This window comes from Ruminococcus sp. 1001713B170207_170306_F1, assembly GCF_015668065.1.
Classification (GTDB): domain Bacteria; phylum Bacillota; class Clostridia; order Lachnospirales; family Lachnospiraceae; genus Blautia_A; species Blautia_A faecis.
Genome location: NZ_JADPEX010000006.1, coordinates 28,840 through 54,631, shown reverse-complemented (window position 1 = coordinate 54,631; position 25,792 = coordinate 28,840). Strand labels below are relative to the sequence as shown.

Sequence of the window (25,792 nt, the reverse complement as noted above, 5' to 3'; positions counted from 1 at the left end):
CTGGTCACAAAGTGAACAATAATACAAGACAATGCTGAATTATGAAACAGGCCAACTCATTCTGGACATTAGAGAAAAATGTTGTTATAGTAGGTAAGAGAAATTAGAGAAATATATCCCTTTAAATACACAGGAAAGAGGAAAAAGCTATGCCAGTATTTGATTTCAGCGGTGCTTCTGCAAGCAAAGCGGAGGCAAAGTGTACTTACACAACATTTCACAGCAGCCATACGAAGCCTTCACCGGAGCAGCCGATCATGGTGCTTGACAATAAAGAGAGACAGTGGAAACATCATTCCTGCGGTGTGTTTACCAATCCGGTAAACCGTACTGCTTTTGATTTTAAGGAAGAAGACGGTAACCATACAGCAGATGTGGTGAAAATTGATTCCAGATTTACCAGTCTTTTGAAATGGCTGGGAGACAGCAGGATCAATGTACGTTTGTCTGGTACTAACAGGGAGGACGGATATGCGGTATACCGCATTCGCGAAACTGCTTTTGGCGGCGGCACAAAGCTTTCTGCAGAGGATGGCTTTCTGCAGTTTATGATTGAGAGACTTCTGGAGAGTAATGCACCTGCTGAGGCAGAAGAGGATGAGGAACAGGAGGAAAACGGTGATGAGATGAAGCTTACCAGCATTCAGAGTATTACCGATTTTATGACCTGCGCAGGCAAAACACTGCCGGATAATATCAGACTCTGGACCAGAAGAAATCTGGCAGTGGCAAGATCCAGTGAAGTTTCTCAGGAAGAGCGCCATCATGCACAGAGGGCTCTTTCTATTATGTTGAATATCCAGTGGAAGAACAATTATTTTGAAGCAATCGATCCTGTTGAGGCAAGGAGAATCCTGGATGAAGAGCTTTATGGAATGGAGCGTGTGAAACAACGTATTATCGAGACGATTATCCAGATCAACCGTACACATACCCTTCCGGCCTACGGACTTCTTCTGATCGGACCTGCCGGTACTGGCAAATCCCAGATAGCCTATGCAGTTGCAAGAATCCTGAAACTTCCGTGGACTACGCTGGACATGAGCTCAATTAACGACTCTAAGCAGCTTACCGGAAGCCCCCGTATTTACGCAAATGCAAAGCCCGGAATTATTATGGAGGCATTTTCCATGGCTGGTGCCTCTAATCTGGTATTTATTATTAACGAGCTTGATAAGGCAAATTCCGGCAAAGGAAATGGAAATCCGGCAGACGTACTTCTTACCCTTCTGGACAATCTTGGATTTACAGATAACTATATGGAGTGTATGATCCCAACTGGCGGTGTTTATCCAATTGCTACTGCAAATGACCGTGACCAGATCAGTGCACCGCTGATGTCCAGATTCGCAGTAATTGATATTCCGGATTATACAGCTGAGGAGAAGAAAGTAATCTTTTCCAGATTCTCTCTTCCGAAAGTTCTTAAGAGAATGCATATGGAAGAGAGTGAGTGCATTATCACAGAGGGGGCGCTGGAGGCAATCATCCAGCGTTATTCCAATACTTCAGGTATTCGTGATCTGGAGCAGGCAGCAGAGCACATTGCGGCAAATGCACTGTATCAGATCGAGGTCAACCATGTAGAGAAGGTAGAGTATACCAGAGAGATGGTGGAGGAACTGCTGAAATAGTAAAATATTGCATATGATAACAATATTTGCGAAATAAGAATGAAACAAGAATATACACGAGAAAAATATAACAGGAGTGATAAAATGGAATTCTGGGACATCTATGATATTAACAAGAGACCTACCGGCCGTACCATGAAACGAAACGACTGGTGTTTAAAGGACGGAGAATACCATCTCACCGTACTTGGAGTAGTGGCAAGACCAGATGGTACGTTTCTCATTACCAAACGTGTGCTGACAAAAGCCTGGGCACCAGGCTGGTGGGAAGTTTCCGGCGGTGCAGCACAGGCAGGGGAATCCTCTTATGACGCTGTACTCCGCGAAGTGAAAGAGGAGACAGGTCTTGACGTAAGCAGTGCGCAGGGCGGCTATCTTTTTACTTACAAAAGAGAGAATCCCGGGGAGGGAGATAACTATTTCGTAGATGTTTACCGCTTTGTGATGGATGTGAAAGAAGAAGATCTACACCTTCAGGAAGAAGAGACAGACGGCCACATGTTTGCCACCCTGAATCAGATCAAGGAATTTGCAGCCCAGGGAAAATTCCTGCACTATGACAGTATTCAGGCTGCCTTTGAGAATCTGTAGATTTATTATATATTCTGCAGGAAATAACTGTGATATGCAGGGGGATTTTTTTAACGAATTCTGATGAAATGGGAATATTAATTAGAGCGTGCTGGTCAGACTGCGAGCAGTACAATTCTGTTAAGGGTATGTAAAATATAATTGAGATAAAAATAGTTTCTTGTAATTTGAAGAAAGGTGTATTATAATAAGCAACGAAATCTGAATAAAGACCAGGGGAGTTTCAATTGAGAAGCTGAGAGTAAGGTAGTCCTTAGACCCTTTTAACCTGTTGGATCATGCCAGTGTAGGAAGTGTTTAACGATGTAATTAGGAGCATTTGTCTGGATGGCAGGTGCTCTTTTTTCATACTGACTGACAGAGCCTGTTCAGTTCCGTCACAGTTTCAAGAATGGTTCTTATTCGATTTTTAACGCAAAGTCCTGTTTATGGGACGGAAAATAGGAGGAAAAGAAAATGAACGCAAGTGTAGCAATTCAGGTACTGCCAAATGTACAGGATGAAGAGGAAGTTATCCGCATTGTAGACGAGGTGATCGCCTACATCAGATCCACTGGTCTGAACTATTATGTAGGACCATTTGAGACCACCATTGAAGGTGATTACGACCAGCTGATGGATATTGTAAAAGAGTGTCAGCATGTAGCTGAGCGCGCAGGCTGCAAGGCTATGAGCGTATATGTTAAAATTGCATATAAACCAGAAGGGGATGTACTTACCATTGAAAAGAAAGTTACCAAACATCACCAGTAAGATACCTCCAATTGCAGCCATGGCCGTGATTCTGCTTGGCTGGGAAGTGGTAAGCATTTCGGGAATTGTTCCCTCCTACATGCTTCCATCTCCGGTAGCAGTGCTGACAGCCCTGTTTGGCGATCTGCCAACCATACTTTTCCATGCGAAATTCACTTTGCTGGAATCCTTTTACGGACTTCTCATTGGAATCGCGCTGGCATTTGTGTTTGCAACTATGATGGATCGGTTCCGTGTAATGGATCAGGCATTTTATCCGATCATGATCATTACGCAGACCATACCGACCATTGCCATTGCGCCAATTCTGGTGCTTTGGATGGGATTTGGAATGGCACCTAAGATCACTCTGGTTGTGATCACCACTTTTTTCCCAATTACAATCGGACTGCTGGATGGATATAAAAGTGTGGATCCGGATGCCATTCGTCTGATGAAGGCCATGGGAGCCAGCCGGGCACAGATTTTCCGCCATGTGAAATTTCCAGGTGCTTTGCCCCAGTTTTTTTCCGGGCTGAAAATATCTGCTTCCTATGCAGTTGTAGGAGCCGTTGTTTCTGAGTGGCTGGGTGGATTTAACGGACTTGGTGTTTATATGACCCGTGTAAAAAAAGCATATTCTTTTGATAAAATGTTTGCAGTTATTATCTTCATTGTGATCATCAGCCTTTTACTTCTTCTGGCAGTAAATATTGTCAGCCGGATCACAATGCCATGGCTGCAGGTAGAAAAGGAGAAAAATCATGAATAAGAATCTGAAAAAAGTAATCGCACCAGTTGCAGCGGCAGCTATGGTGTTTGCAGTTCCTACAGGTGTATACGCAGAAGATGGTGCGCAGGAGAAAATCACATTCTGCCTGGACTGGACACCGAATACCAACCACACCGGACTTTATGTAGCACAGGCAAAAGGCTACTATGAAGAAGCTGGTCTTGATGTGGAGATCGTTCAGCCACCGGAAAATGGGGCAGCCCTTATGTGTGCAGCAGGTCAGGCTCAGTTTGCGATTGAGGCTCAGGATACCATGGCTGCTTCCCTTGCACTTGACGAGCCTCTTGGAATCACAGCGGTTGCAGGAATCATTCAGCACAACACCTCCGGAATCCTTTCCCGAAAAGGTGACGGAATTGACAAACCAGCCGGACTTACCGGAAAAACCTATTCCACATGGGATTCCCCAATCGAGCTTGCTATGCTGGAAAATGTTGTAAATGGTGACGGTGGAGATTTCAGCCAGGTTACCCTGATCCCTAATGATATTACAGATGAGCCAGCAGCACTTGCTGCCAATCAGACGGATGCCATCTGGGTATTCCAGGGCTGGGGCGGAATCAATGCTGACGTAGAAGGTGTAGACTGCGATTATTTTGCATTCTCTGATATCAACCCTGTATTTGACTACTACACACCGGTTATCATTGCAAATAACGACTATCTTGCTGAGAACCCGGATCAGGCGAAAGCATTTATGGAAGCAACTGCAAAGGGATATGAGTTTGCAGCAGAGAATCCGGATGAGGCAGCACAGATCCTCATTGACGGCGATAATACAGGTTCTCTGAAGGATGCTGAAGACCTTGTAAAGAAGAGCCAGGAATTCCTTTCCACAAAATACATTGACGACGCAGAAAGCTGGGGCGTAATTGACGCAGACAGATGGAATGCATTCTACAAATGGCTGTATGAGAACCAGCTTTGCGACAAGGATCTTACTGGAGTCGGCTTCTCTAATGATTATCTTCCCCAGTAAGGAATGAAAGAGAAAGAAATTAACACATAGAGCTATTCTGTCAGGAAAATTTACCCCGATTTTTGCGGAAAATGGAACTGGTTATAGAAGTAGCACTGTGTATAAGGAACGAATATGTCATCAGAACAAAATAAAGTGATTTTAAGAGCAGAACATATTTCAAAAACATACGGTGAAAAAAAGGTTTTGGAGGACATTTCCATTTATCTGGAGCAGGGGGAACTGGTTTCCCTTCTGGGAGTCAGCGGTTCCGGAAAGACCACATTGTTCAATGTGCTTTCCGGTATTATCCCACCTGATGAAGGAAAGGTCTATCTGAAAGATCAGGATGTGACTTCCACACCTGGAAGCATCAGCTACATGCTGCAGAAGGATCTTCTCCTTCCCCACAAGAAAGTGATCGACAATGTAGCACTTCCCCTTGTACTGAAAGGCGTGAAGAAAGCAGAAGCCAGGGAAAAGGCCAATCCGCTTTTTGCAGAATTTGGTCTGGAAGGCACCCAGTATCAGTATCCAAGCCAGCTGTCCGGTGGTATGCGTCAGCGTGCGGCTTTGCTTCGAACCTATTTAAGTTCCAGCGGAGTTGCCCTTCTGGATGAGCCTTTCAGTGCACTGGATACATTGACAAAGGCCAGCGTGCATAAATGGTATCTGGAAGTTATGCAGCATATTGATCTGTCTACCTTGTTTATCACCCATGATATTGATGAGGCCATTCTTTTGTCCGACCGGATTTACATTCTGAACGGAACTCCGGGAACCATCAAAGATGAGATCGTGATCCAGGAGAGAAAACCCAGGGCAGCGGATTTTGCATTGTCAGAAGAATTTTTGGAATATAAGAGACGGATTATCAGTAAGCTATAGTTTTTTTGGTTGATGAAAATAAAACTTCCCGGCAGGTTTCATACTTTTGAGTTTGAGCGCTCAGAAGCAGAAGCCTGCCGGGATCTTTTTATATAAAATATCTAGTTGACTTGCTATTGTGAAGCGGACACAAAAATGATACTATTAGTACTATAACTAAGAAGGAGAAAAGTGTAGGATGAGGAAAAATGAAAAAAGAAATGGAAAAGCACTGCTTCCTATAGTAGTGTTTGTTGTTTTGTATCTGGGGCTTGGCATATTATTTGAGTATGGCCTGGATATCGAGATGGGATTTTATAAAATCCCCGTTGTTGTAATATTTCTGGTTGCATTACTTGTTGCCTGTATACAGAACCGCGAGCTTAAATTGAATGATAAGCTGGAAGTTATGGGGATTGGAATCAGTGATCCTAACATTATTACAATGATCATAATTTTTATGCTGTCAGGTATTTTTGTAGGTATAGTCGGAAGAACATCCGCAAACAGTGTTGCATATTTTATTTTGTCACTGGTTCCGCCTCAGTTTGCAGTTGTTGTGCTTTTTGTGGTCAGCTGTTTTGTTTCTCTTGCAATGGGTACCTCTGTAGGAACAATTACACTGATCGTTCCAATTGGAGTTGCAGTAGCAAGGGTATCCGGATTTGCACTGCCGGTTTGTATTGGTTCTGTCATGAGCGGCGCCATGTTTGGAGATAATCTGTCATTTATATCAGACACAACCATTGCCGCATGTAATGGACAAGGCTGTGAAATGAAAGATAAATTTAAGGAAAATTTCTTTATTGCACTGCCGGCTGCCATTGCCAGCATTGTTATTCTGCTGGTTTTGTCTGTGAAAAATTATAATGGTGGATTTATCGAAGAAAAATACGATTTAATACAGACCGTTCCCTATATTCTGGTTCTTATAGGTGGTATCATCGGATTTAATGTATTTTTCGTACTGATTACAGGTATTCTAAGTGGCTCAGTTATTATGATTGCAACAGGAATGATAGCACCAACAGACCTGATCGGAAATATGGGAACTGGTGCTGCAGGGATGTTTGAAACCAGTATGGTTGCGATTCTGGTAGCTGCAATCTGTGCCCTGATCAAGGAGTACGGTGGATTTTCCGCTTTATTATACTGGATAAAGAAAGTGTTTAAAGGAAAAAAAGGCGGACTCTTGGGAATGGGATTGTTGGTTGGGTTAATGGATATTGCAACTGCCAATAATACAGTTGCGATCGTTATGGCGAACCCGATTGCAAAGGAAATGTCAAAGGATTACGGTATCAGCGCCAGAAAAGCGGCTTCTATTTTGGATACATTTTCCTGTATTTTTCAGGGGATTTTACCGTACGGAGCGCAAATGCTGGTTGCTGTTTCTGCTGCAGCCAGTTTAGGAGAAGTGGTCAGTGCATTTGATATACTTCCAATGCTGCTGTATCCTTATATGCTGCTGCTTAGTTCACTTGTTTTTATATCTACTATGAAAGTTACGGATGGCAGACAGTGAATGCTTAAAAATCTTTTTAGAAAGTGATGAGATAAAAATGCAGACATATACATATGTTTCAAAAGGAAAATTTGAATTAATGGAAAAGCCTAAGCCTGTGCTTATAGATGACAGGGATGCTATTGTAAAGGTAACTCTTGCCAGCATCTGTTCAAGTGACCTTCATATCAAACATGGAAGTGTTCCACGTGCGGTTCCGGGGATAACAGTTGGTCATGAGATGGTAGGAATTGTAGAAGAAGTTGGAAGTGGTGTAACAAATGTGAGACCGGGAGACAGAGTAACGGTAAACGTGGAAACTTTTTGTGGGGAATGCTTTTTCTGTAAAAAAGGCTATGTTAATAATTGCACGGATAAAAATGGGGGCTGGGCTCTTGGCTGCCGCATAGACGGAGGTCAGGCAGAGTACGTGCGGGTGCCTTTTGCAGATCAGGGGCTTAACAAAATTCCGGATGAGGTTACTGACAGGCAGGCTTTGCTGGTAGGAGATGTTCTGGCTACAGGCTATTGGGCGGCACATATTTCCCAGATTACAGAAGATGATACGGTGCTGATCATCGGAGCCGGTCCTACCGGAATCTGTACGCTGCTTTGTGTGATGCTGAAGAAACCGAAGCGGATCATTATGTGCGAAAAAGACGAAAAGCGTATTGGCTTTATTAAGGAACATTATCCGCAGGTTCTTACTGTATCACCAGAAGAATGCAAGAAGTTTACGTTGGCTAACAGTGAGCATGGAGGAGCAGATGTGGTTCTTGAGGTTGCAGGAGCGGAAGCTACATTTCGTCTGGCATGGGAATGCGCAAGACCAAATGCAATTGTGACTGTGGTAGCACTTTATGATAAAGCCCAGATACTGCCTCTTCCGGATATGTACGGCAAGAATCTTACATTTAAAACCGGCGGAGTGGATGGCTGTCACTGCGAGGAAACACTGAAGCTGATTGCAGAAGGCAGGCTTGATACAGAGCCTTTGCTCACACATACTTATCCGCTTTGCAGAATTGAGGAAGCGTATGAGCTCTTTGAAAATAAGAGAGATGGAGTGATCAAAGTAGCTGTGGAATGCTAAAATTGTGCAATAGTAATGATTCGTATATTGTGAAGCGGGCACAAAAATGATACTATCATTATATAAAGAAGCAGGAGGTAAGTACGTGATGAAGAAACTTACAACAGCAAAAATATGGCAGTTTGCAGCAGGTCAGTTTGGATGGGCAATGTTGTCCGGAATCATTTCAAACTGGCTTGTGTATTTTTATCAGCCAGATGAAACCGCCATCAGCCAGGGGCAGAACGTATTTATTCCACAGGGACTGGTGGTGCTTGGCATTTTCACTATTATCGGAGGAATCACAGCCTTCGGGAGAATTTTTGATGCTTTTACAGATCCTATGATCGCGTCCTGGTCGGACCGGTGTACAGCCAAAGATGGACGGCGAATTCCATTCCTGAAATGGGCGTCCTTGCCTCTGGCACTTTCCACAGTGCTGGTGTTCTGGTCCCCGATTAATGAGAAAAGCTGGCTCAATGCAGCGTTTTTGCTGGTGATGGTTCTGGCCTATTACCTTTCCATTACAGCTTATTGCACACCGTATAATGCCTTGATTCCGGAGCTGGGACATACTCAGCAGGAGCGGCTTAACATTTCTACGGTGATTTCCTTTACATTCATTGCAGGAACTGCAGTTGCATACCTGGCACCAACTATCTGGGGTGCATTTATCCCGGCATTTGGACGTGTTGGCGCCATCCGTGTCACCTTCACGCTGATGGCAGTGGTGGCATTTATCTGCATGCTGATACCGGTATTTTGCATTCGGGAAAAGGATTACGTGGACACAGTTCCAGCAAAAGAGTCTGCTTTTCGCTCCCTGACTGCTACGTTTAAGAATGGAGAATTTTGTAAATTTGTGGGCTCCGATATTTTTTACTGGATCGCCCTTACCATGTTTCAGACAGGTCTGCCTTTCTTTGTGACCAGCCTTCTGAAGCTGCCGGAGACGATGACAACCCTGTATTTTGTGGGGATGACAGCATTGTCTTTGGTATTTTACATTCCGGTAAATAAGCTTACCCCGAAACTGGGTAAGAAAAAGATGATTCTATTTGCATTTGCTGTATTCATTTTGGCTTATTTCTATACAGGATTTATGGGAAAAATGAGCTTTATTCCGGAAACCGTACAGGGATTGATCCTGACGGTGGTGGCAGCGCTGCCGATGGCGATTTTCGGAATTTTGCCCCAGGCGGTTGTGGCAGATATCGCCCAGAGTGATTCCATCACATCCGGAAGCAACAGGGAAGGAATGTTTTATGCGGCAAGAACCTTTGCATTCAAACTGGGCCAGAGTCTTTCCATGCTGATCTTTACTGCTGTTTCTACGATTGGAGCAGGAGAGGGAACTGGTTATAGAATCGCAGCCTTTGGCGCAGCGGTGTTTTGTATGGTGGGCGGAATTATTCTGGTGTTTTATAATGAGAAGAAGATTAATGGGATTATTGGGGGATAGTAGTAAAGTATTAAAACTCTCGTAAATTGTAACACATGTCGCAGTACACCTTTTTCAAAGATACTTTTGAATGAGTTGTGTTATCAGGAATGTGTGAATCGTGATGATTGTTTTTTATGATTTTATAAGCTGCTTGTAAGGGGAGTTTTGAAATGAAAATAATACAGGAAAACGAATATTTAGATGCTGTGAAAAATGAGGTGGAACCTTATTTAAAGGCTCATTGCCGGGATGGGTACATTCCGGGAGCAGAAGACATTTACCATGAGAAAAATGGAATTATAGGAAAAATCCATGTGAAACGTTATCTGGCAGATGATCCAAAAGGGGTGGTTGTAATCAGCCACGGCTTCACAGAAGGTGCGCCAAAATATGAGGAGATGATTTACTATTTTTTACAGGCTGGCTATCACGTATACATGCCAGAACATATGGGACACGGCCAAAGCTACCGCCTGACAGCAGATCCCTCATTGGTATATATTGATATCTGGAAGCGGTATGTAAGGGATTTTTTGAAAGTATGCCACGAAATTAAAAGGGTACATCCAGACCTGCCCCTGAACCTTTTTGCCCACTCCATGGGCGGTGCAATCAGCGCAATCGCCGCAGCCTGGGAACCCGCTCTTTTTCATAAAGTGATATTAAGCTCTCCTATGATCAAACCGCTCACTGGAGGCGTGCCATGGCCGTTGACCGTACTGATCGCCCATGCAGAATGCGTTTTGGGAAAGGAAGAGTCCTATGTCTTAGGACAGAAGCCATACGACGGAACCGACACCTTCCAAACCAGCGCTGGCACCTCTGAACCTAAATTTATAAGGTACAACAACCTGCGAAAAGAAAAACAATTTCTCCAGACCTGTGCACCATCCTATGGCTGGCTGAAGGCAGCCATAAAAATGAGCTGGTATTTGAGATACCATGGCTGGAAGAAACTCCAGTCCCCACTCCTTATTTTCCAGGCCGAAAAAGACGATTTCGTATCCGTCCGCGCACTTCAGAAATTTGCAGCAAAAGTCAAGAAGCGCGGTGTTGCCCCTTGCGAGTATGTTTACATGCCTGGGACGAAGCATGAGATATATTGTGGCGGGGATGGGACGATGGAAGTTTATTGGGATATAATAGAAAAGTTTTTAATACAATAAGTTTGGTGTTGCCTATAAACGAAGATTATTAGTGTAGGAAACTCTGCTTTGCTGGAGCCCATTGCAGATGCGTTTTCCATATCTGTTACTGAACTGATTTCCGGTAATACCGTGAACAACGCTAACGTGTCCGCAAACATAAAAAAAGAAACGAGCATATTTTGGAATTAAAATAAAATTAATTTTAGAACAAAAAAATTGATATACGCCCAAGTAACTGAATGAAATAATATACAATCTCTTTTTTTGGTATGGTACTATAATGAAAACAGTCTGACATTGGTTCAATATAATATCATGAGATCGGAGAATGATAAATGAACTATAAAAATGTAAAAATAGATAAAACAGCAAAAATTGCGAAGCAGTCCGTAATCATCGGTGATGTAACAATTGGCTGTGACAGCTGTGTGCTATACTACAGTGTAATCCGCGGAGATGACGCGCCAATCGTAATCGGTGAGGAAACCAACATCCAGGAAAACTGCACAATCCATGTTAGCCGCGACCTGCCAGTGCACATTGGAAATAATGTCACAATAGGCCACAATGCCGTAATCCACAGCTGCACAATCGGCGATCGTACTTTAATCGGAATGGGCGCCATAATTCTTGACGGAGCTAAAATCGGCAGCGACTGCATCATCGGCGCCGGAAGCCTTGTCACCAAAAACACTATCATCCCAGACGGCTCCCTGGTAATGGGAAGTCCCGCGAAGATTAAAAGAAACCTTACATGGGAAGAGAAGATTGGGATTGTGGAGAATAGTAAGGAATATGTGATTGTGTCAGAAGAAATGTGGAAGCAGGGAGTGTTATAAACAAATGAGCAAAATTGATGAAATGCGATCCGGTTTTGAAACTGCATATATAGACGGGGCTGTTGCATCTGGTAGTACATATCGTCCTAGATTTGTATCAAACAATTACAAAAAAGGGAAAAAGGTTCTTTCATCCATAGAAGATGAGCTTTTGACATGCGACCGTTTTCAGATTAGTGTAGCTTTTATTACTATGAGCGGTATCACTCCATTGCTTCAGACACTAAAAGAACTTGAAAAAAGAAATATTCCAGGTGAAATTCTGACTACTAATTATCTGAATTTCAGCGAACCAAGAGCTTTGGAGAAACTTAATTCATTATCTAACATTACTTTGAAAATGTTCGATGTAGAAAGAGCAGCCGAAGGCTTCCATACAAAGGGATATATTTTTAAAAAAGACGAAATATATCGCATTATAATTGGAAGCTCCAATATCACCAGCGCCGCACTTACCAGCAATCGTGAATGGAATACCAAGCTGCTTTCAACAGAACAAGGCGAAATGGCGAAAGAAATTGTTGCTGAGTTCAGAGAATTATGGAACTCATCCTATGCCCTATTTTACGATGAATTTTATGAAAATTACAAAGAACGTTATAAGATAATAAAGCATCAAAGAGAAATTGCCAAAGAACAAGAAATTACTTCAATTGAAAGCTATAAATTGAAACCCAATAGTATGCAGGTGAAGTTCATTACAAACCTTCGGAAAATAGTGGAATCAGGAGAGCAAAGAGCACTCTTGATTTCTGCAACAGGAACGGGAAAAACTTTTGCCTCGGCCTTTGCGATGCGGGAATTAGGTTACAAACGAGTACTGTTCCTGGTACATAGAGGTCAATTAGCAAGACAGACGAAAAAATCTTACGAAAAGGTCTTTGGAAAGTCTGTTTCTATGGGGCTGGTAGGTGCTGGGTATCATGAGTATGATGCGGATTACATTTTTGCTACAGTTCAAACGTTGAATCGTAATGAGCATTTATTCCAATATGAAAAGGATGCATTTGACTGTATTATTCTGGATGAGGCTCATCATATTCCAGCCAATACTTATCAGAAAGTAATGAAACATTTTACTCCGAAGCTTTGGCTTGGTATGACAGCAACTCCGGATAAAAGAGATGATAATATGGAAGGCAGAAATGTCTATGAGCTTTTCAATTATCAGATCGCATACGAGATTCGGCTTCAACAGGCAATGGAAGAAAATCTGCTTTGTCCGTTCCATTATTTTGGAATAACAGATTTATCAATTATTGGTGATGCTGAAAATGCCAGTAGAGATTTTTCTATGCTGACAAGTGATGAGAGAGTAAAACATATTATCAGCCAAGCTGATTACTATGGTTACAGTGGAGAAAAAGTCAAAGGACTAATCTTTTGTAGCAGTATAAAAGAAACAGAGGAACTGTCTGAGAAATTTAATCAAATAATGAATCCTTCTACTGGACGTAAGTTTAGAACAATAGCGCTTAATGGGAATGCTTCTGAATCGGAAAGACAAGCTGCTTTTGAAAGATTGGCAATGAACGAGGATGAAGCAACAGATGACAACCAGCCATTAGACTATATTTTTTCTGTTGAAATATTAAATGAAGGTGTGGATATTGTTGAAGTTAATCAAGTTATTATGCTTAGACCAACGCAGTCCCCAATTGTTTTTATTCAACAACTTGGACGAGGTTTGCGAAAAGCCAAGGGAAAGGAATATGTAGTTATTCTGGATTTTATTGGAAATTATAATAACAATTTTATGATTCCAATTGCGCTATCAGGGGATAGAACTTACAATAAAGACAATATTCGTAGATACATTATGGAAGGCGGAAGGATAATTCCAGGAGCTTCTACCGTACATTTTGATGAGATTAGCCGGAAAAGAATTTTTGCATCTGTAGATAATGCAAACTTCAGTGATATTAAGCTTATCAAAGAAAATTACACGAATCTGAAGAATAAGCTTGGAAGGATTCCAAACCTTCGTGATTTTGATGATTACGGAGAGATGGATGTTATTCGGATTTTTGACAATAACAGTCTTGGTTCCTATTACAAATTCCTGGTGAAATATGAAAAAGAATATAAAGTTCGGTTGTCCTTGGATGAGGAAAAGGTAATTGAATTTGTATCTAAGAAATTAGCAAATGGAAAACGTATACAGGAACTTCAACTGTTAAAACGGATGCTCACGTATTCTCATGGGTTTCCTAAATTAGGCCTCTTTGCAGAGCTTTCCAAAGATATGAAATCATATGGAAAAGAACTTAGCCAGGATCAAAAAGAAAATATTGTAAATGTGATGACAAATGAATTTCCTGCTGGAACAGGTAAGAAGACCTATTCTCAGTGTGTGTTTATTGAAGAAGCTGGAAATGACTATAAACCAACGAAATCGTTTGTGGAAATGTTATCAAATGATGATTTTTATAATATCCTTAAAGAATTGGTTGATTTTGGAATAAACCGCTACGAAAGAGATTACAGGAATAGTTATGCTAAGACTGATTTGGTTTTATATCAAAAATATACTTATGAAGATGTTTGCCGCTTGCTGAATTGGGCACAAAATGAAGTGCCTTTAAATATTGGTGGTTACAAGTTTGACAAAAAGACAAAAACATTTCCTGTATTTATCAATTACGATAAAGAAGAAAATATTAGCGATACAACCAAATATGAGGATCATTTTATTCCTGGTTTTCGAGATCACTTAATCGCAATTTCAAAGTCTGGAAGAAATTTGCAATCAGAGGACGTGCAGAATTTCTTAAAAGCGAAAGAGAGGGGAATCCAAGTGGAACTTTTTGTACGAAAAAACAAAGATGACAAAATTTCTAAAGAATTCTATTATCTTGGCCCTATGACTGCAAGTGGAAAAACGAAAGAATTTAAAATGGCAAATACAGAAAAAACAGCAGTGGAGATAGAGTGGATTCTTGATGTACCTGTAAGAGAAGATATTTATGAGTATATTGTGAATTCATGATGAGGAGAAGATTATGAAAACAGTTAGAGTAGTTGCAGCCGTAATAAAAGCTGTTAATGAAAAAAGCGAACCCATTATTTTTGCAACCCAACGTGGCTACGGTCCCTTAAAAGGCGGCTGGGAATTTCCCGGTGGAAAAATAGAACCTGGCGAGACACCGCAGGAAGCGTTAAAACGTGAAATTATGGAGGAACTTGATACAGAAATTGCAGTGGGAGAGTTAATTGATACCATCGAGTATGACTATCCAGATTTTCACCTTTCCATGGACTGCTTTTGGTGCGAGATTGTGAAAGGGGATCTTGTGTTAAAAGAACACGAAGCCGCAAAATGGCTGACGAAGGAAAAAATGGGAGATGTAGAATGGCTGCCAGCGGATGTGACGGTGATTAAGGCGATTAGCGTAAGAATGTAAGAACAAGGTGGAATATGTGGAATGATATAGCAAATATATCGGCTATTGCTACTTTGCTTTTATTTGTATTTTATTTTCTTGGACGATTGTGACGCACATCTTGCAGAAAGCCTTTTTAAACATGCTCTAGGAATTTTGCACCTTATATTGGATTTACAGAAGCAGAGGTAAAGACGCTTACCGAGAAATATAACCAGGATTATGAGAAGAAAATAACGGGAGGAACCCACCATGGGACATTTCTATTTCATCCGACACGGGCAGACCGTGTGGAATGTTGAGAACAAAATTTGCGGGGTTACAGACAGTCCGCTTACAGAATATGGACGCGAGCAGGCAAAGGAGACGGGACAGAAGATTCTTACAGAGGGGGTTAAGGCAGATGAAATCCTCTGCTCTCCGCTTAGCAGGGCAGCGGATACTGCCAGGTTGATTTCGGAAATGACAGGAATTCCATACAGGGTGGAACCAAGGCTGATTGAGCAGAATTTTGGAAAATGGGAGTCCACTCCCCGGGATGGGAAGGATTTCAAGAAAGCAAAGGAGTTTTTTGCATGTAGTCATGAAGGAGGAGAATCAACACTTCGGCTGGCACAGAGGATTTATAATCTTCTTGATGAAATAAAAGCAGAGTCCGATAAGAAGACTTATATCCTGGTTGCCCACAATGGAATCGCCAGAGTGGTACAGTCCTATTTTACGGATATGACAAATGAGGAATATGCTGCATTTGGAGTAAAAAACTGTGCTGTGGTTCGATATGATTTTAAATGACAAAAGAATATTCGGAATATGAATGATTATTTTGAAACGGTAAGTAATCTTGAGGTAATTAAGCCGGAAAAGAAACGAATAACTCTGCGCCATTATCCTGATTAAAGTGGCAAACGAAGGAGAACAGGGAAAAGAGACTGGAGAAAAACTAAATGATAGTTAATAAGTGTTCGGAAATTTTATTAGCAAAATCAAAAAAACTATATGGGAACTACAGGGATAACTGTACAGTTGTCCAGAGAATGCTGGAAAAATATAAAAAGTTATATCCTAATATTTCTGATTATTCTATAATGCATTTTATCGATATTGCAGAATTTTGTGATATGATAATGGATAAGCAGAAACTGAAAAATCTGAATGAAGATGAGTGCTACTGTCTTTTGTCCGCAGCGCTATTTGCACATATTGGATTTGGCTTAAATCAGGAAATTATGAATAGATATGTGGACAAGCTTGGAATTCAGAAGCAGACAGAAGAGCTTACGTTCTTTCAGGTTATGAGTAAATATCATGTTTTGTTCAGTGCATGTCTGCTGGAAGAATACGGCGATATATTTGAATTTCCATCAGATCTGCATAAATATGCCATAATCCGTATGCTTCACTTTATCGGTGAAAATGGTACAGCACCTGTTCAGTTAGAAGAAGCTTTGGTGTTGAACAATCAAAATGTTATCAGGTTGAAGGAACTGGCAGCTGTGTTAGTTGTTGGAAACCAGCTGGCAGAACTAAAAAATGCAAATATTGATTTGAGCTATGACAAGTTCGACAAATATAATTCCGAAGAAATCGTTGGATTTGTTGAAAGAAACGTGGTAAGAAGTATTAAGGTAAAAGATGGCAAGCTGGTGATAGAAGCAGGCGGTTCGGATTCGGCTTATACACTGATTGAGCGGAAGGTAAATTTAATTATTGATAATTTCGGGAAAATTGTCAGTAGTCTGTCTGACCGGTCAGACTACAGTTTGAATCTTTTTTCCATTGTTTCCATAGAGCTTCACCGCCTTCCGTCTGCGGAAACAGCTGAAAAAATCTATCTGAACAAAGAAATCGAAGAATCATGGACAGATAAGGACAGGGAACTGTTTCAGAAGCTTTCTCCTGAGGAAAGAGTGTTTTATGCCGATTATTTATCCACAGAATTCGAGACAACCAAATTCCTTATAGAGTTCGCGAAAACCAACAAAGCCGTACTGGAAGGATTAGAGTACAGAGTGAAATCACCGAAATCCTTGTACAATAAGCTTTATCAGAGAGTAGAGAAATCCTTCTTTGATTCGCTGGCGGATGTAGTCCGTTATACGATCATACTGGATCCGGAAGATTATGTAGAACAGATCCGTTCTGTTATAACGGCTTTGTCTGAGAAAAACTGGAAAATTTATGCATTAAAAAATTATTGGACTAATGACGGTTTTCCATACAATGGCGTGAATACCAAATTTAAAAATCCGCGCAACTACCGAATTGAAATCCAGTTTCATACAAAGGAAAGCTTTGATGTGAAAATGAGCAAGGAAGACCACGACTTGTATGAGCAGAGAAGAGTCCTTGAGCCTGGATGTGATGAGTATAACAGGATATTGCAGCTGCAGCTGAACTTATATTCTAATATGGAGTATCCAAAAAACATTGCACTTTTAGATAATATTTGAACAAATTAAGGAAAAGGGGAAGAAATATGTTTTCTTTAAAAGAAAAAGAAGTAAATACTGGACGCCAGAGAGAGCTTGACCTGGTAAAAGGCTTTCTGATGATCATGATTGTATTTATACATTCCTTTCAGACAATTGCAGGTGCAGCAGCGGCAGAGTCAAGTGTACATAAAATTATGTTTACTCTGTTTATGCCTACCGGAGCCTGCTTATATCTGTTTACCATGGGTTTTGGAAGTGTTTTTACACGTCATTCCCAGCCAAAGGACATGGTCAGAAACGGTATAAAACTGTTGATTTACCAAGGCATAAGCAATTTATGCTATGCGGCAGTTATGACGGTCAGCTACGCCATTAGAAATTTTATTACAGGAGAAGTAGCAGGCAGCAGGGAAGTATTTGAAGCAAGTCGGTATTCCATGCTTACATTTGTGAATATCTTTTTCATATCCGGTATGTGCTACCTTGTACTTGCTTTATACAGGAAATTAAATGTAAAACTTGGCGGTTACATAATAAGTGCATTGATAGTGGGAATCGTGACACCTTTTACCAAACTGCTGGTTTCTGATAATCAGGCACTTAACTGGCTTCTGGATATGACCTTTGGGGGAAAAGGTGAGACAAGCTTCTGCTTTTTTCCATATCTGAGTTATGTATTTTTAGGATATGTTTTTGCAAAAGTAATCAGAAAAGTACCAGAGGATGAAAAAGGAGCTTTTTACAAAAAGAGCGGTCTGGTATGCGGAATCGTAGCGGCAGCCTGGTTTGTAATCTGCATCGTAATGCATCCGGGTGTTGACGGATTCTTTAATTATATGATCGAACAGTATCGAACTCCCGGACTTGTGAAAGTAGTGGGAACCTTCTGCAGCATTATCCTTGTATTTGCAGTGGCATTTTTTCTCATGCCGATTATAGAAAAATGGAAATTTGTTTACAATAAGCTGTGCTATTATTCCAGGCAGATATCCAAAATGTATGCAGTGCATATTGGAGTATATTGGACGATTGCTGGTTTTGCAGCTTTTTACGAATTTAGTGTAAGAGATTGTCTGATTTTGTCAGTCGTTGTGCTGATCGTAACAGATCTACTTGTGCAGGGATATCTGAAACTGACAGATAAGCTAAAAGGATAAAAATGGAACAATACTATTATAATCATATGAACAAACCCCAGCAGGCTACTTATCACAGCATTTTTGTCGGGGTGAAAAATCTATCGGATGAAATTCAGGTTCCGGCACTTTCCGGAGAGGAGCTTTACAATATTTTTTTCCAGATGAGGCTGGACCATCCGGAAATATTCTGGGTAACTAATTTTAAATATCGTTACTACAAAGATTCGTCGAACCTGATTTTCATACCGGAATATCTTTTTGAGAAAAACAAGATCCGGGAGCATCAGAAGGCTCTGACAGCCAGGGTAGAGAAGCTTGTCCGCCCGGCACAGAAGATGTCTGAGTGGGAAAAAGAGAAATATGTGCACGATTTTATCTGCGAAAATGTCCGTTATGACAAACTGAAAAAAGCATATTCCCATGAGATCATAGGTCCTCTTGGACAGAGCGTCGGGGTATGCGATGGTATAGCATACAAACAGATAAAAGAAATAGCGTAGATGTGGGGATTAAAATAGCCGCATAAAACAATTTATACAGGTTTTGTCTAAAATCTCAATGCCTCTTTGGTTATTACTAAATATTCAAAGTAATAGCTAAGGAGGTTTTTTTTTATGATTAAACTTGAAAAACTGGAAAAAGGTGAATTTTTTGAGGATGCTTTTCTTGTATCCTACAGGTACAACAAAGATTATTTAAACAAGATGAGATCACTCAAATACAAAAGGTATGTGCCGGATAAAAAGGCGTGGGAGATTCCCTCAAGTGAGCTTAAGCACTTAGTAGATCTCTTTGGAGTTGATGATATCAATGTAAATGCTAAATATCTGGAGGGCTTAGTTGAGAAAGAAGAGAGTAAGGCTGATGAGGTTCCTGAGGATATCAAGGAACGCTTAAAAGATATTAAGCCTATTGTTGACTATCCATTTAAAACAAAACCTTTCCCTCATCAGATAGAGGCTTTTAATAAGGGCTATGAGTGTAAGAATCTTTTACTTGCAGACGATCAAGGACTTGGAAAGACAAAAGAGAGTATTGATATTGCAGTAGCCCGGAAAGGTGAGATAGGTAAATGTCTGATAGTCTGTGGAGTAAACTCAGTAAAATATAACTGGAAAAAAGAGGTATCAGTACACTCAAATGAGAGCTGTGTTGTAATTGATGGAAAGACAGTAGATAAAAGGATCCAACAGATAGATCAGTGGCTCTATGGTAGTCCTTACTTTGGAATTATAAATATAGAGAGCCTGAGAAATGAGAAGATCATGGACAGAATCTATATGGATTGTAAAGATGATATTATAGGGGCTGTAATCGTGGATGAGATTCATAAAGCTAAAAATGGTATGTGCTCTCAGGGTAGATCTGTGAGACAGCTCAACAGTAAGATCAGAATAGGGCTTTCCGGTACTCCAATGAATAAAGCTGAGGATCTTTGGAATATCCTCACATGGCTTAGAGTGGAAAAAAGAAATTACTACCAGTTTAAAAATAGATACTGTATCATGGGAGGCTTTAATGGCTATAAAGTAGTTGCTCACAGAAATCTGGATGAGCTAAATAAAGAACTTAACACTGTTATGCTGAGGAGAAAGAAAGAGGAAGTGTTAGACCTCCCTCCGAAAATTTACACTACTGAGTACATTGAGCTTACCAGAAAACAGAGGATCCTCTATAAAGAGATCCGTCAAGGTATCGTGGATAATCTGGAAAACATCCTTGAGATCCCTAACCCTCTTAGCTGTACAGTAAGACTCAGACAGCTTACCGGGGGAGTCTTTGGAGATGATAACCCTAAGTTAGAGAGAGTAAAGGATATGCTGGAGGAAATCACAGAAAGCGGTCATAAGGCTTTAATCTTCTCTCAGTGGGAGCAAGTTACCTCTGTGTATAAAGAAGCCCTGAAAGGCTATAATCCGGCTTATATAGTGGGGGCTGTAGATCCTGAGGACAGACAGAAAGAGGTTGAAAGATTCCAGAATGATCCTACTTGTAAAGTAGCTATAGGAACTATAGGAGCTATGGGAACAGGTCTTACAATGACAGCGGCAAGCTATGTTTTCTTTGTGGATAAACGCTACTGGGATGCTGAAAATAAACAGGCTGAGGACAGAGCTCACAGAATCGGAACTAAAAATACTGTAAACGTGGTGTCTCTGGTAGCTACAAATACAGTAGATGAGGGCATTGAGGAGATGTTGAGGGATAACAAGGCTCTCTTTGACAGAGTAGTTGAGGGTAAAGGATCCCGTGTAGATATGGGAGAAATTCTCAGAAAGATATTGCAGTATTAAGGCTTTAATGATAAGATGTTATATAGGTTTATGCTAATGAGGGATAAAAATAGATCATTGAGGAGGACTGAGGAATGAAAGTTATCAATGGAATAATTCACTATACAGCTACAGAAGTATCTCAGCTCTGTGGAGTATCTACTCAGACTATAAAGCTCTGGAATAAAGCAAGTGAGCAAAGGGAAGAAGCCGGGGAGGGTAGACTGATCCCGGCTCCTCACACTGAGCCAAACGGCTATAAATACTGGAGTGCTGAGGATACTCAGAAGATTATAGAGTATGCTGGACAATCCCACAAAGAGAGGTATGGTAACATGAAGAAAGAGGGCAAATGAGCCCTCTTTTTTTTTCTTGTAGGGTAGGACAAAAATGGGATACCCTAAGACAATTTTGTCCTACCCCTATCCCATTTTTGTCCTACCAAAGATTAATCCATTAAAATATAAAAATAAATCAAAGATTTATTTTAGAGAGGAGTTCAAAAACTTTTCTTTTTTTTTTGTCTAAAAATCTTATCAGCTTTCAGTTATTACTCAGTGCAAGGCAAATAAAAGAAAGGAGCTAAGAGCTATATGATTCAATTAAATTTTTTAAATGCTGTAGTAGAGGATAACGGTAACGGGCTTAGAGTAAATGGTAAAGACCTCAACAGTATTATCTCAGCGGCTTTAGGAACTATCAAAAAAATCCCCGGTAGATATGAGTATTTGGGGGAGGAGAATAAGGGTAAACCTTTTGAGTCTCAGTTATGTAATGTCTCAGTGACTATTGATGATATATCAACAGAGATCACAGAAACTATTACTTTTTCTGAGAACGGAAATGTACAGGAGGTTACTCTGGCAGAGTTTGAGAAAGGGTTAGAGGATGAGCACTCTCAGGAAGTTAAACAGGCAGATCCAGAAGAATAAAAAGGAGTTGCCAATGAAAAAGGTTGTTGCCCGGAAAATGGGGTTGACTACAAAAGAGTTAAATAAAAAGTATTTCAAAAAGAATAAGGAGGAAAAGTAATATGTTTAGTGGTATGGGAATGTTTGGAGCTTTTGGTTTTGATCCAGAGGAAGAGACAAAAAAAAAATGAGGAGATGAAACGTGAGGCAGAGCTCAGAAAGAAGTATGAGGAGAATCTGGATAAGCCTATCACAATCACTCAGCGTCAGTTTATGGAGATCTCAGCTCAGGTAATAACTAATGGTAAATTTATGAGCATTGCTAAGGAGCGTGATCCTCAGATGAGAGCTATGCTGGTGTTAGCAGTTACCCCTATCATGGCTGATCTCACGAAAGAATTATTTGCAAAAGATTTTGAAGAGGAGGAAAAATAATCATGGCAGAGAATAATAACAATAAACCACAGGTAAGAGTAGCCTCTATTGAGGTGGAGTTAGGAATGAGTGTACAGAATAAGGCTGGGATCTGGTGTAAGCCTACAGCAAGAATGGTACTTACAGTAGATGGAGGAACATCTCCGGCTCAGAGAGCGGCTATCATCAAACAGGGATTTGATGAGGTATGTGAGAATATTGAGAAGCTGTTAGAGGAGATGTAGGATGAAAGAGGTAAATTGTACAGCACTTTCCTCAGAGGTAGTAGAAGCCATTTATAATAAATCTGATTTATCTCTTGCGGCTAAGGGACTGTTTATTTTGTTATCTTGTGGATTTGAGGATATTGATTTTTCGGATCCTGAATATGTGACAGCTTTTAAGGAGTTACATGATAAGCGTTATCTGAATTTCTCTTTAGGTTGTTAATTAGTTTCTGGGAGGGGTAGCACCCTCCCATTATTTACCGGAGGTGGGGTAGATGAAAATTTCAATAGAGGGGTTCGATCAATCAAGAGCTGTAGAGTTGGGGCTATGCGTGGCTGATATGGTTTTACTCAGATGGTTTGTGGATTTCTCTAATACTGGAGCAATGGAGAAACGAATAATAGACGGAAAGGAGTATTTCTGGATTAGTTACGAATATGTTTTACAGGAGTTGCCTATCTTAAAAATCAGTAAGAAAACTTTATACAGATGCTTTAAGGATCTGGTAGATAAGGGGATCTTAACTCATGCTTTTGTTAAGGATGGGGGGAGCTATTCTTTTTACGGGTTTGGAAAAGGATTCTTTTCCCTTGTCAGTAGCAGTAGTTTTTCTGGGACTGTGTTACATACATCTCAAAAGCCTCCAGCAGAAAAGAAACCTGTAAAAAATTCTCTTACCAAAAAAGAGGTTGAAAGTAGAATAGCAGAGAGTTTTACTGATGAGTCTCTGAGATCTTCTTTTAATGATTTTTTGGCAATGAGGGTAAACATTAAAAAGCCTATATCAACCTCAGGAGCTCTTACCAGAATGATTAACCGGGTGAAAAAGCTCTCTGATGGGGATGAGTCTTTAGCTGATAAGATATTAGATCAAAGTATAAGGAATAACTGGCAAGACATTTATCCTCTGAAAGAGGGGTATGTAGGTACAAGTAAGGACTCAAAGATCACAAGTAAACAGTATGATCCGGCTGAGCTTGCAAGAGATGAGAGTGGAAACTTGAAAGTGTTTTAAGTTTGAGGAGAGTATAAAAGCTCTCCTCATTTTTTTTGTCTAAAAATCGGAGATTAGCTGGTTATTACTCAGAAAGAAAGGAGTTGTAAATCTATGAAATGTTATGCAGAAACATATTGCAAGAAAAGAAAAAATGAGTGCAATGAGTTTTGTGACGGGTACAGACTCTTGAGAGCTTTATATAAAATGAGCCGGATCCCGGAGCGGTACTGTTATAATATCCCACTTGTACCAGAGGGGAAAGATCTGGGAGCTTTTGAGGCTCTCAATGATTTTATGAAAAGTGTTGAGGAGAGAGTTGAGAAAGGTGAGGGGCTGTATATCTGGAGTGAGTCCACTGGTAACGGTAAGACCTCATGGGCTTGTAAGATCCTGAGCTACTATTTTCGGAAAGTGGCATTTAAGAGCGGCTTAGAAAATGAGGGGCTGTATATCTATCTCCCTACTTTTCTGGATGATCTTAGACAGAGCTATGATGATCCTGATACAGATTTCTCAGAGCTGTTAGCAATGCTCAAAAACTGTAAGCTCCTGATTATTGATGATATAGGAGCTGAGAAGTCTACAGAGTGGGTAAATGAAAGATTGCTCAGTATCATCAATACCCGGATGATGAAAGGACTCAGTACCATTTATACCTCTAATTGTTCTCTGGATGATATAGGGAAAAGAATGGGAGAGCGGATCAGGAGCCGGATAAGAGGATCCGTTACAGAGATACATTTAACCGGACAGGATAAGAGGGGAGGGGTTAAGTAATGGCTGGTAATGGATTAGTAGAAGAGAGTTATATCTGTAAACTCTTAGAGGGGGGATCTCTTGATACCCTGAAAGAGTCCGGGCTCCGGGATGAGATGTTTTTAACTTGTAAGGATCAGATCCAGTTTATCCAGAAGCATGAGGCAGAGTATAAACAGCTCCCGGATAAAATGATTTTTTTACAGAAATTCAAAGATTTTCAAATGCTGGAAGTAACAGAGAGCATGGACTATTTAGCTGACAGGATAAAGGAGCAATTCCTTTACACTAAGTTAGTCCCTATAGTTCAGGAGGGAGGAAACCTGTTAAGAGAGGACTCCCTGAAAGCCTATGATTATCTGAGAGCGGCACTGGAGACTTTACAGAAAGATAACCCGGTAAGTAAAAACAGAGAGGGTGTAGATATCATCTCCTCAGCGAAAGACAGACTAAGCTCTTACCTGAAAAGGTGTGATATGAAAGGGTTAATGGGTATCCCTACGGGACTCACTCAGTTAGATGATATTACAAATGGATGGTTGTTTGGTGAGGAGCTTGTAATCATCACAGGTAGAACTAATGTGGGTAAATCATGGATAGCTGAGTTTTTCGGTACAGTGGCGTGGGAGGCTGGTTATAAGATCCTCCAGTATTCAGGAGAAATGAGTGTGGAGATGGTAGGGTTTAGATTTGATACACTCCATAAACATTTTTCTAACATGGGACTCCTTAACGGATCCGGGATACTGGGAAAGAAAGAGGGATCAGATGGAGCTAAGCTCTTACAGGATGATTATAAAAATTATATCTCTCAGCTCTCTACAAAGTCTGGCTATGTAATTGTTACTCCTGATGATTTTGGAGGAAGAAAGCCAACAGTAGGAGAACTGGAGACTCTGGCTAAAAAGCTGGGCTCAGATATGATAATCATAGATCAGCTTTCCCTTATGGCAGATCAGAGGAGAGCGGATACTCCCCGTATTGCTTATAACAATATCTCTGAGGATGCTTTTATGATGAGTAAGAAACTGGGTAAGCCTGTAATCATGCTGGCTCAGGCAAACAGAGAGGCGGTCAAGAATAAAAAGAAAGGTCAGTCTCCAGAGTTACATGATCTGGCTGAGTCTGATGGAGTAGCTCAGAACGCTACCAGAGTAATCTCACTCTCAGTAATTGATGGGATCTTAAAGCTCTCCACGAAGAAAAACAGATATGGTATCAATAACAAGGATGTAATGGTGATGTGGGAAATTAACGCCGGATACATTAAGCCATTACTGGAGAACAAAGAGGGAGAGAAAGGAGAGGCTGAGGATTATGGATTCTGAGAAAAGAGAAAATATAAAATGGAGCCTGTTTTTACTTGGTCTGGTAGCGGCTGTATTTTTTAGTATTATCTTGATGTGTATAGGCTTTTATCATGTGTTCTTTGAAGAATCTCAGGAGCCACAGAGCCTCCCTTATGAGGTGATTGTATATGATCGGAGTAACAAGGCTATTATTGATTATGGGGCAGTATGTGAGGTAAAAGATGGGGTATTATATCTCTATGACGCTACGGAGCTGGGGAGGAAAGATGTGAGCCACTTAGTAGAGTAAAATTAAACTTTTGAAGAATTTTAAAATTCTTTGTCTAAATATTCACCTCTTTTAGGTTATCACTCTATGAGAAGC

The 25,792-nt window shown here is 40.7% G+C and carries 27 protein-coding genes and 1 riboswitch; all 27 genes read left to right on the top strand.

Going from position 1 to position 25,792, the window contains the following annotated elements; genetic code table 11:
• Window positions 1–149: 149 nt before the first annotated feature.
• Complete coding sequence (locus tag I4V84_RS05740; RefSeq protein WP_118583860.1) at window positions 150–1,634, top strand: AAA family ATPase; 1,485 nt, start codon at window positions 150–152, stop codon at window positions 1,632–1,634.
• A gap of 84 nt (window positions 1,635–1,718) precedes the next feature.
• Window positions 1,719–2,225: an NUDIX domain-containing protein gene (locus I4V84_RS05735; RefSeq protein WP_173715626.1), complete on the top strand. Its 507-nt coding sequence runs from the start codon at window positions 1,719–1,721 to the stop codon at window positions 2,223–2,225.
• Between the two features lie 204 nt (window positions 2,226–2,429).
• Window positions 2,430–2,536, top strand: a riboswitch (TPP riboswitch).
• 145 nt (window positions 2,537–2,681) lie between these two features.
• On the top strand, window positions 2,682–2,978 hold the full coding sequence (locus I4V84_RS05730) for a thiamine-binding protein (protein WP_118583864.1): 297 nt from the start codon (window positions 2,682–2,684) through the stop codon (window positions 2,976–2,978).
• Window positions 2,947–3,729, top strand: coding sequence for an ABC transporter permease (locus I4V84_RS05725; RefSeq protein ID WP_118583866.1), 783 nt, complete (start codon window positions 2,947–2,949; stop codon window positions 3,727–3,729). The genes I4V84_RS05730 and I4V84_RS05725 overlap by 32 nt, the downstream gene beginning before the upstream one ends.
• Window positions 3,722–4,729: an ABC transporter substrate-binding protein gene (locus I4V84_RS05720; protein ID WP_195991406.1), complete on the top strand. Its 1,008-nt coding sequence runs from the start codon at window positions 3,722–3,724 to the stop codon at window positions 4,727–4,729. Before I4V84_RS05725 ends, I4V84_RS05720 begins: the two co-directional genes overlap by 8 nt.
• Before the next feature lie 114 nt (window positions 4,730–4,843).
• The gene (locus I4V84_RS05715) at window positions 4,844–5,596 is read left to right on the top strand and encodes an ABC transporter ATP-binding protein (protein ID WP_118583868.1); all 753 of its coding nucleotides are present in this window, start codon (window positions 4,844–4,846) and stop codon (window positions 5,594–5,596) included.
• 178 nt (window positions 5,597–5,774) lie between these two features.
• Window positions 5,775–7,100: a Na+/H+ antiporter NhaC family protein gene (locus I4V84_RS05710; RefSeq protein ID WP_195991405.1), complete on the top strand. Its 1,326-nt coding sequence runs from the start codon at window positions 5,775–5,777 to the stop codon at window positions 7,098–7,100.
• Between the two features lie 37 nt (window positions 7,101–7,137).
• Window positions 7,138–8,172, top strand: a complete 1,035-nt coding sequence (locus I4V84_RS05705; protein WP_195991404.1) for an alcohol dehydrogenase — start codon at window positions 7,138–7,140, stop codon at window positions 8,170–8,172.
• Between the two features lie 88 nt (window positions 8,173–8,260).
• The gene (locus I4V84_RS05700) at window positions 8,261–9,613 is read left to right on the top strand and encodes an MFS transporter (protein WP_195991403.1); all 1,353 of its coding nucleotides are present in this window, start codon (window positions 8,261–8,263) and stop codon (window positions 9,611–9,613) included.
• A 152-nt stretch (window positions 9,614–9,765) separates the two neighbouring features.
• A complete protein-coding gene (locus I4V84_RS05695; RefSeq protein ID WP_195991402.1) occupies window positions 9,766–10,761 on the top strand; it encodes an alpha/beta hydrolase in 996 nt (331 codons plus the stop codon).
• A gap of 317 nt (window positions 10,762–11,078) precedes the next feature.
• Window positions 11,079–11,582: a gamma carbonic anhydrase family protein gene (locus I4V84_RS05690; protein WP_195991401.1), complete on the top strand. Its 504-nt coding sequence runs from the start codon at window positions 11,079–11,081 to the stop codon at window positions 11,580–11,582.
• 4 nt (window positions 11,583–11,586) lie between these two features.
• Entirely contained in the window at window positions 11,587–14,571 is a 2,985-nt protein-coding gene (locus I4V84_RS05685) for a DEAD/DEAH box helicase (RefSeq protein WP_195991400.1), read from the top strand.
• A gap of 13 nt (window positions 14,572–14,584) precedes the next feature.
• Window positions 14,585–14,986, top strand: coding sequence for a (deoxy)nucleoside triphosphate pyrophosphohydrolase (locus I4V84_RS05680; protein ID WP_195700105.1), 402 nt, complete (start codon window positions 14,585–14,587; stop codon window positions 14,984–14,986).
• Window positions 14,987–15,217: 231 nt separating this feature from the next.
• Window positions 15,218–15,760, top strand: coding sequence for a histidine phosphatase family protein (locus tag I4V84_RS05675; RefSeq protein WP_195991399.1), 543 nt, complete (start codon window positions 15,218–15,220; stop codon window positions 15,758–15,760).
• Between the two features lie 152 nt (window positions 15,761–15,912).
• Window positions 15,913–17,418, top strand: coding sequence for a hypothetical protein (locus I4V84_RS05670; RefSeq protein WP_195991398.1), 1,506 nt, complete (start codon window positions 15,913–15,915; stop codon window positions 17,416–17,418).
• 26 nt (window positions 17,419–17,444) lie between these two features.
• Window positions 17,445–18,557, top strand: coding sequence for a heparan-alpha-glucosaminide N-acetyltransferase domain-containing protein (locus tag I4V84_RS05665; RefSeq protein ID WP_195991397.1), 1,113 nt, complete (start codon window positions 17,445–17,447; stop codon window positions 18,555–18,557).
• 26 nt (window positions 18,558–18,583) lie between these two features.
• On the top strand, window positions 18,584–19,039 hold the full coding sequence (locus tag I4V84_RS05660; RefSeq protein ID WP_334286023.1) for a hypothetical protein: 456 nt from the start codon (window positions 18,584–18,586) through the stop codon (window positions 19,037–19,039).
• Between the two features lie 114 nt (window positions 19,040–19,153).
• A complete protein-coding gene (locus I4V84_RS05655; protein WP_195991396.1) occupies window positions 19,154–20,833 on the top strand; it encodes a DEAD/DEAH box helicase in 1,680 nt (559 codons plus the stop codon).
• Window positions 20,834–20,907: 74 nt separating this feature from the next.
• Window positions 20,908–21,168: a hypothetical protein gene (locus tag I4V84_RS05650; protein ID WP_118630820.1), complete on the top strand. Its 261-nt coding sequence runs from the start codon at window positions 20,908–20,910 to the stop codon at window positions 21,166–21,168.
• A 237-nt stretch (window positions 21,169–21,405) separates the two neighbouring features.
• Complete coding sequence (locus tag I4V84_RS05645) at window positions 21,406–21,744, top strand: hypothetical protein (RefSeq protein ID WP_118630819.1); 339 nt, start codon at window positions 21,406–21,408, stop codon at window positions 21,742–21,744.
• 174 nt (window positions 21,745–21,918) lie between these two features.
• Window positions 21,919–22,158: a hypothetical protein gene (locus tag I4V84_RS05640; RefSeq protein WP_207748626.1), complete on the top strand. Its 240-nt coding sequence runs from the start codon at window positions 21,919–21,921 to the stop codon at window positions 22,156–22,158.
• A 2-nt stretch (window positions 22,159–22,160) separates the two neighbouring features.
• Window positions 22,161–22,382, top strand: a complete 222-nt coding sequence (locus tag I4V84_RS05635) for a hypothetical protein (protein ID WP_118630817.1) — start codon at window positions 22,161–22,163, stop codon at window positions 22,380–22,382.
• A 1-nt stretch (window position 22,383) separates the two neighbouring features.
• Window positions 22,384–22,587, top strand: a complete 204-nt coding sequence (locus tag I4V84_RS05630) for a hypothetical protein (protein WP_118630816.1) — start codon at window positions 22,384–22,386, stop codon at window positions 22,585–22,587.
• A gap of 52 nt (window positions 22,588–22,639) precedes the next feature.
• Complete coding sequence (locus I4V84_RS05625) at window positions 22,640–23,380, top strand: hypothetical protein (protein WP_195991395.1); 741 nt, start codon at window positions 22,640–22,642, stop codon at window positions 23,378–23,380.
• A gap of 93 nt (window positions 23,381–23,473) precedes the next feature.
• Window positions 23,474–24,139, top strand: a complete 666-nt coding sequence (locus I4V84_RS05620; protein ID WP_195991394.1) for an ATP-binding protein — start codon at window positions 23,474–23,476, stop codon at window positions 24,137–24,139.
• Complete coding sequence (locus I4V84_RS05615) at window positions 24,139–25,446, top strand: DnaB-like helicase C-terminal domain-containing protein (protein WP_118630813.1); 1,308 nt, start codon at window positions 24,139–24,141, stop codon at window positions 25,444–25,446. The genes I4V84_RS05620 and I4V84_RS05615 overlap by 1 nt, the downstream gene beginning before the upstream one ends.
• Entirely contained in the window at window positions 25,436–25,717 is a 282-nt protein-coding gene (locus I4V84_RS05610; RefSeq protein WP_195991393.1) for a hypothetical protein, read from the top strand. The genes I4V84_RS05615 and I4V84_RS05610 overlap by 11 nt, the downstream gene beginning before the upstream one ends.
• Window positions 25,718–25,792 lie beyond the last annotated feature (75 nt).

Excerpts from the sequence above, each read along its gene's own strand:
- I4V84_RS05685 (WP_195991400.1), top strand. The coding sequence starts at position 11,587 with ATGAGCAAAATTGATGAAATGCGATCCGGTTTTGAAACTGCATATATA.
- I4V84_RS05705 (WP_195991404.1), top strand. The coding sequence starts at position 7,138 with ATGCAGACATATACATATGTTTCAAAAGGAAAATTTGAATTAATGGAA.
- I4V84_RS05710 (WP_195991405.1), top strand. The coding sequence starts at position 5,775 with ATGAGGAAAAATGAAAAAAGAAATGGAAAAGCACTGCTTCCTATAGTA.
- I4V84_RS05715 (WP_118583868.1), top strand. The coding sequence starts at position 4,844 with ATGTCATCAGAACAAAATAAAGTGATTTTAAGAGCAGAACATATTTCA.
- I4V84_RS05660 (WP_334286023.1), top strand. The coding sequence starts at position 18,584 with ATGAACAAACCCCAGCAGGCTACTTATCACAGCATTTTTGTCGGGGTG.
- I4V84_RS05690 (WP_195991401.1), top strand. The coding sequence starts at position 11,079 with ATGAACTATAAAAATGTAAAAATAGATAAAACAGCAAAAATTGCGAAG.
- I4V84_RS05635 (WP_118630817.1), top strand. The coding sequence starts at position 22,161 with ATGGCAGAGAATAATAACAATAAACCACAGGTAAGAGTAGCCTCTATT.
- I4V84_RS05720 (WP_195991406.1), top strand. The coding sequence starts at position 3,722 with ATGAATAAGAATCTGAAAAAAGTAATCGCACCAGTTGCAGCGGCAGCT.
- I4V84_RS05670 (WP_195991398.1), top strand. The coding sequence starts at position 15,913 with ATGATAGTTAATAAGTGTTCGGAAATTTTATTAGCAAAATCAAAAAAA.
- I4V84_RS05730 (WP_118583864.1), top strand. The coding sequence starts at position 2,682 with ATGAACGCAAGTGTAGCAATTCAGGTACTGCCAAATGTACAGGATGAA.
- I4V84_RS05650 (WP_118630820.1), top strand. The coding sequence starts at position 20,908 with ATGAAAGTTATCAATGGAATAATTCACTATACAGCTACAGAAGTATCT.
- I4V84_RS05615 (WP_118630813.1), top strand. The coding sequence starts at position 24,139 with ATGGCTGGTAATGGATTAGTAGAAGAGAGTTATATCTGTAAACTCTTA.
- I4V84_RS05610 (WP_195991393.1), top strand. The coding sequence starts at position 25,436 with ATGGATTCTGAGAAAAGAGAAAATATAAAATGGAGCCTGTTTTTACTT.
- I4V84_RS05630 (WP_118630816.1), top strand. The coding sequence starts at position 22,384 with ATGAAAGAGGTAAATTGTACAGCACTTTCCTCAGAGGTAGTAGAAGCC.
- I4V84_RS05740 (WP_118583860.1), top strand. The coding sequence starts at position 150 with ATGCCAGTATTTGATTTCAGCGGTGCTTCTGCAAGCAAAGCGGAGGCA.
- I4V84_RS05645 (WP_118630819.1), top strand. The coding sequence starts at position 21,406 with ATGATTCAATTAAATTTTTTAAATGCTGTAGTAGAGGATAACGGTAAC.
- I4V84_RS05700 (WP_195991403.1), top strand. The coding sequence starts at position 8,261 with ATGAAGAAACTTACAACAGCAAAAATATGGCAGTTTGCAGCAGGTCAG.
- I4V84_RS05680 (WP_195700105.1), top strand. The coding sequence starts at position 14,585 with ATGAAAACAGTTAGAGTAGTTGCAGCCGTAATAAAAGCTGTTAATGAA.
- I4V84_RS05625 (WP_195991395.1), top strand. The coding sequence starts at position 22,640 with ATGAAAATTTCAATAGAGGGGTTCGATCAATCAAGAGCTGTAGAGTTG.
- I4V84_RS05735 (WP_173715626.1), top strand. The coding sequence starts at position 1,719 with ATGGAATTCTGGGACATCTATGATATTAACAAGAGACCTACCGGCCGT.
- I4V84_RS05665 (WP_195991397.1), top strand. The coding sequence starts at position 17,445 with ATGTTTTCTTTAAAAGAAAAAGAAGTAAATACTGGACGCCAGAGAGAG.
- I4V84_RS05675 (WP_195991399.1), top strand. The coding sequence starts at position 15,218 with ATGGGACATTTCTATTTCATCCGACACGGGCAGACCGTGTGGAATGTT.
- I4V84_RS05695 (WP_195991402.1), top strand. The coding sequence starts at position 9,766 with ATGAAAATAATACAGGAAAACGAATATTTAGATGCTGTGAAAAATGAG.
- I4V84_RS05620 (WP_195991394.1), top strand. The coding sequence starts at position 23,474 with ATGAAATGTTATGCAGAAACATATTGCAAGAAAAGAAAAAATGAGTGC.
- I4V84_RS05640 (WP_207748626.1), top strand. The coding sequence starts at position 21,919 with ATGAAACGTGAGGCAGAGCTCAGAAAGAAGTATGAGGAGAATCTGGAT.
- I4V84_RS05655 (WP_195991396.1), top strand. The coding sequence starts at position 19,154 with ATGATTAAACTTGAAAAACTGGAAAAAGGTGAATTTTTTGAGGATGCT.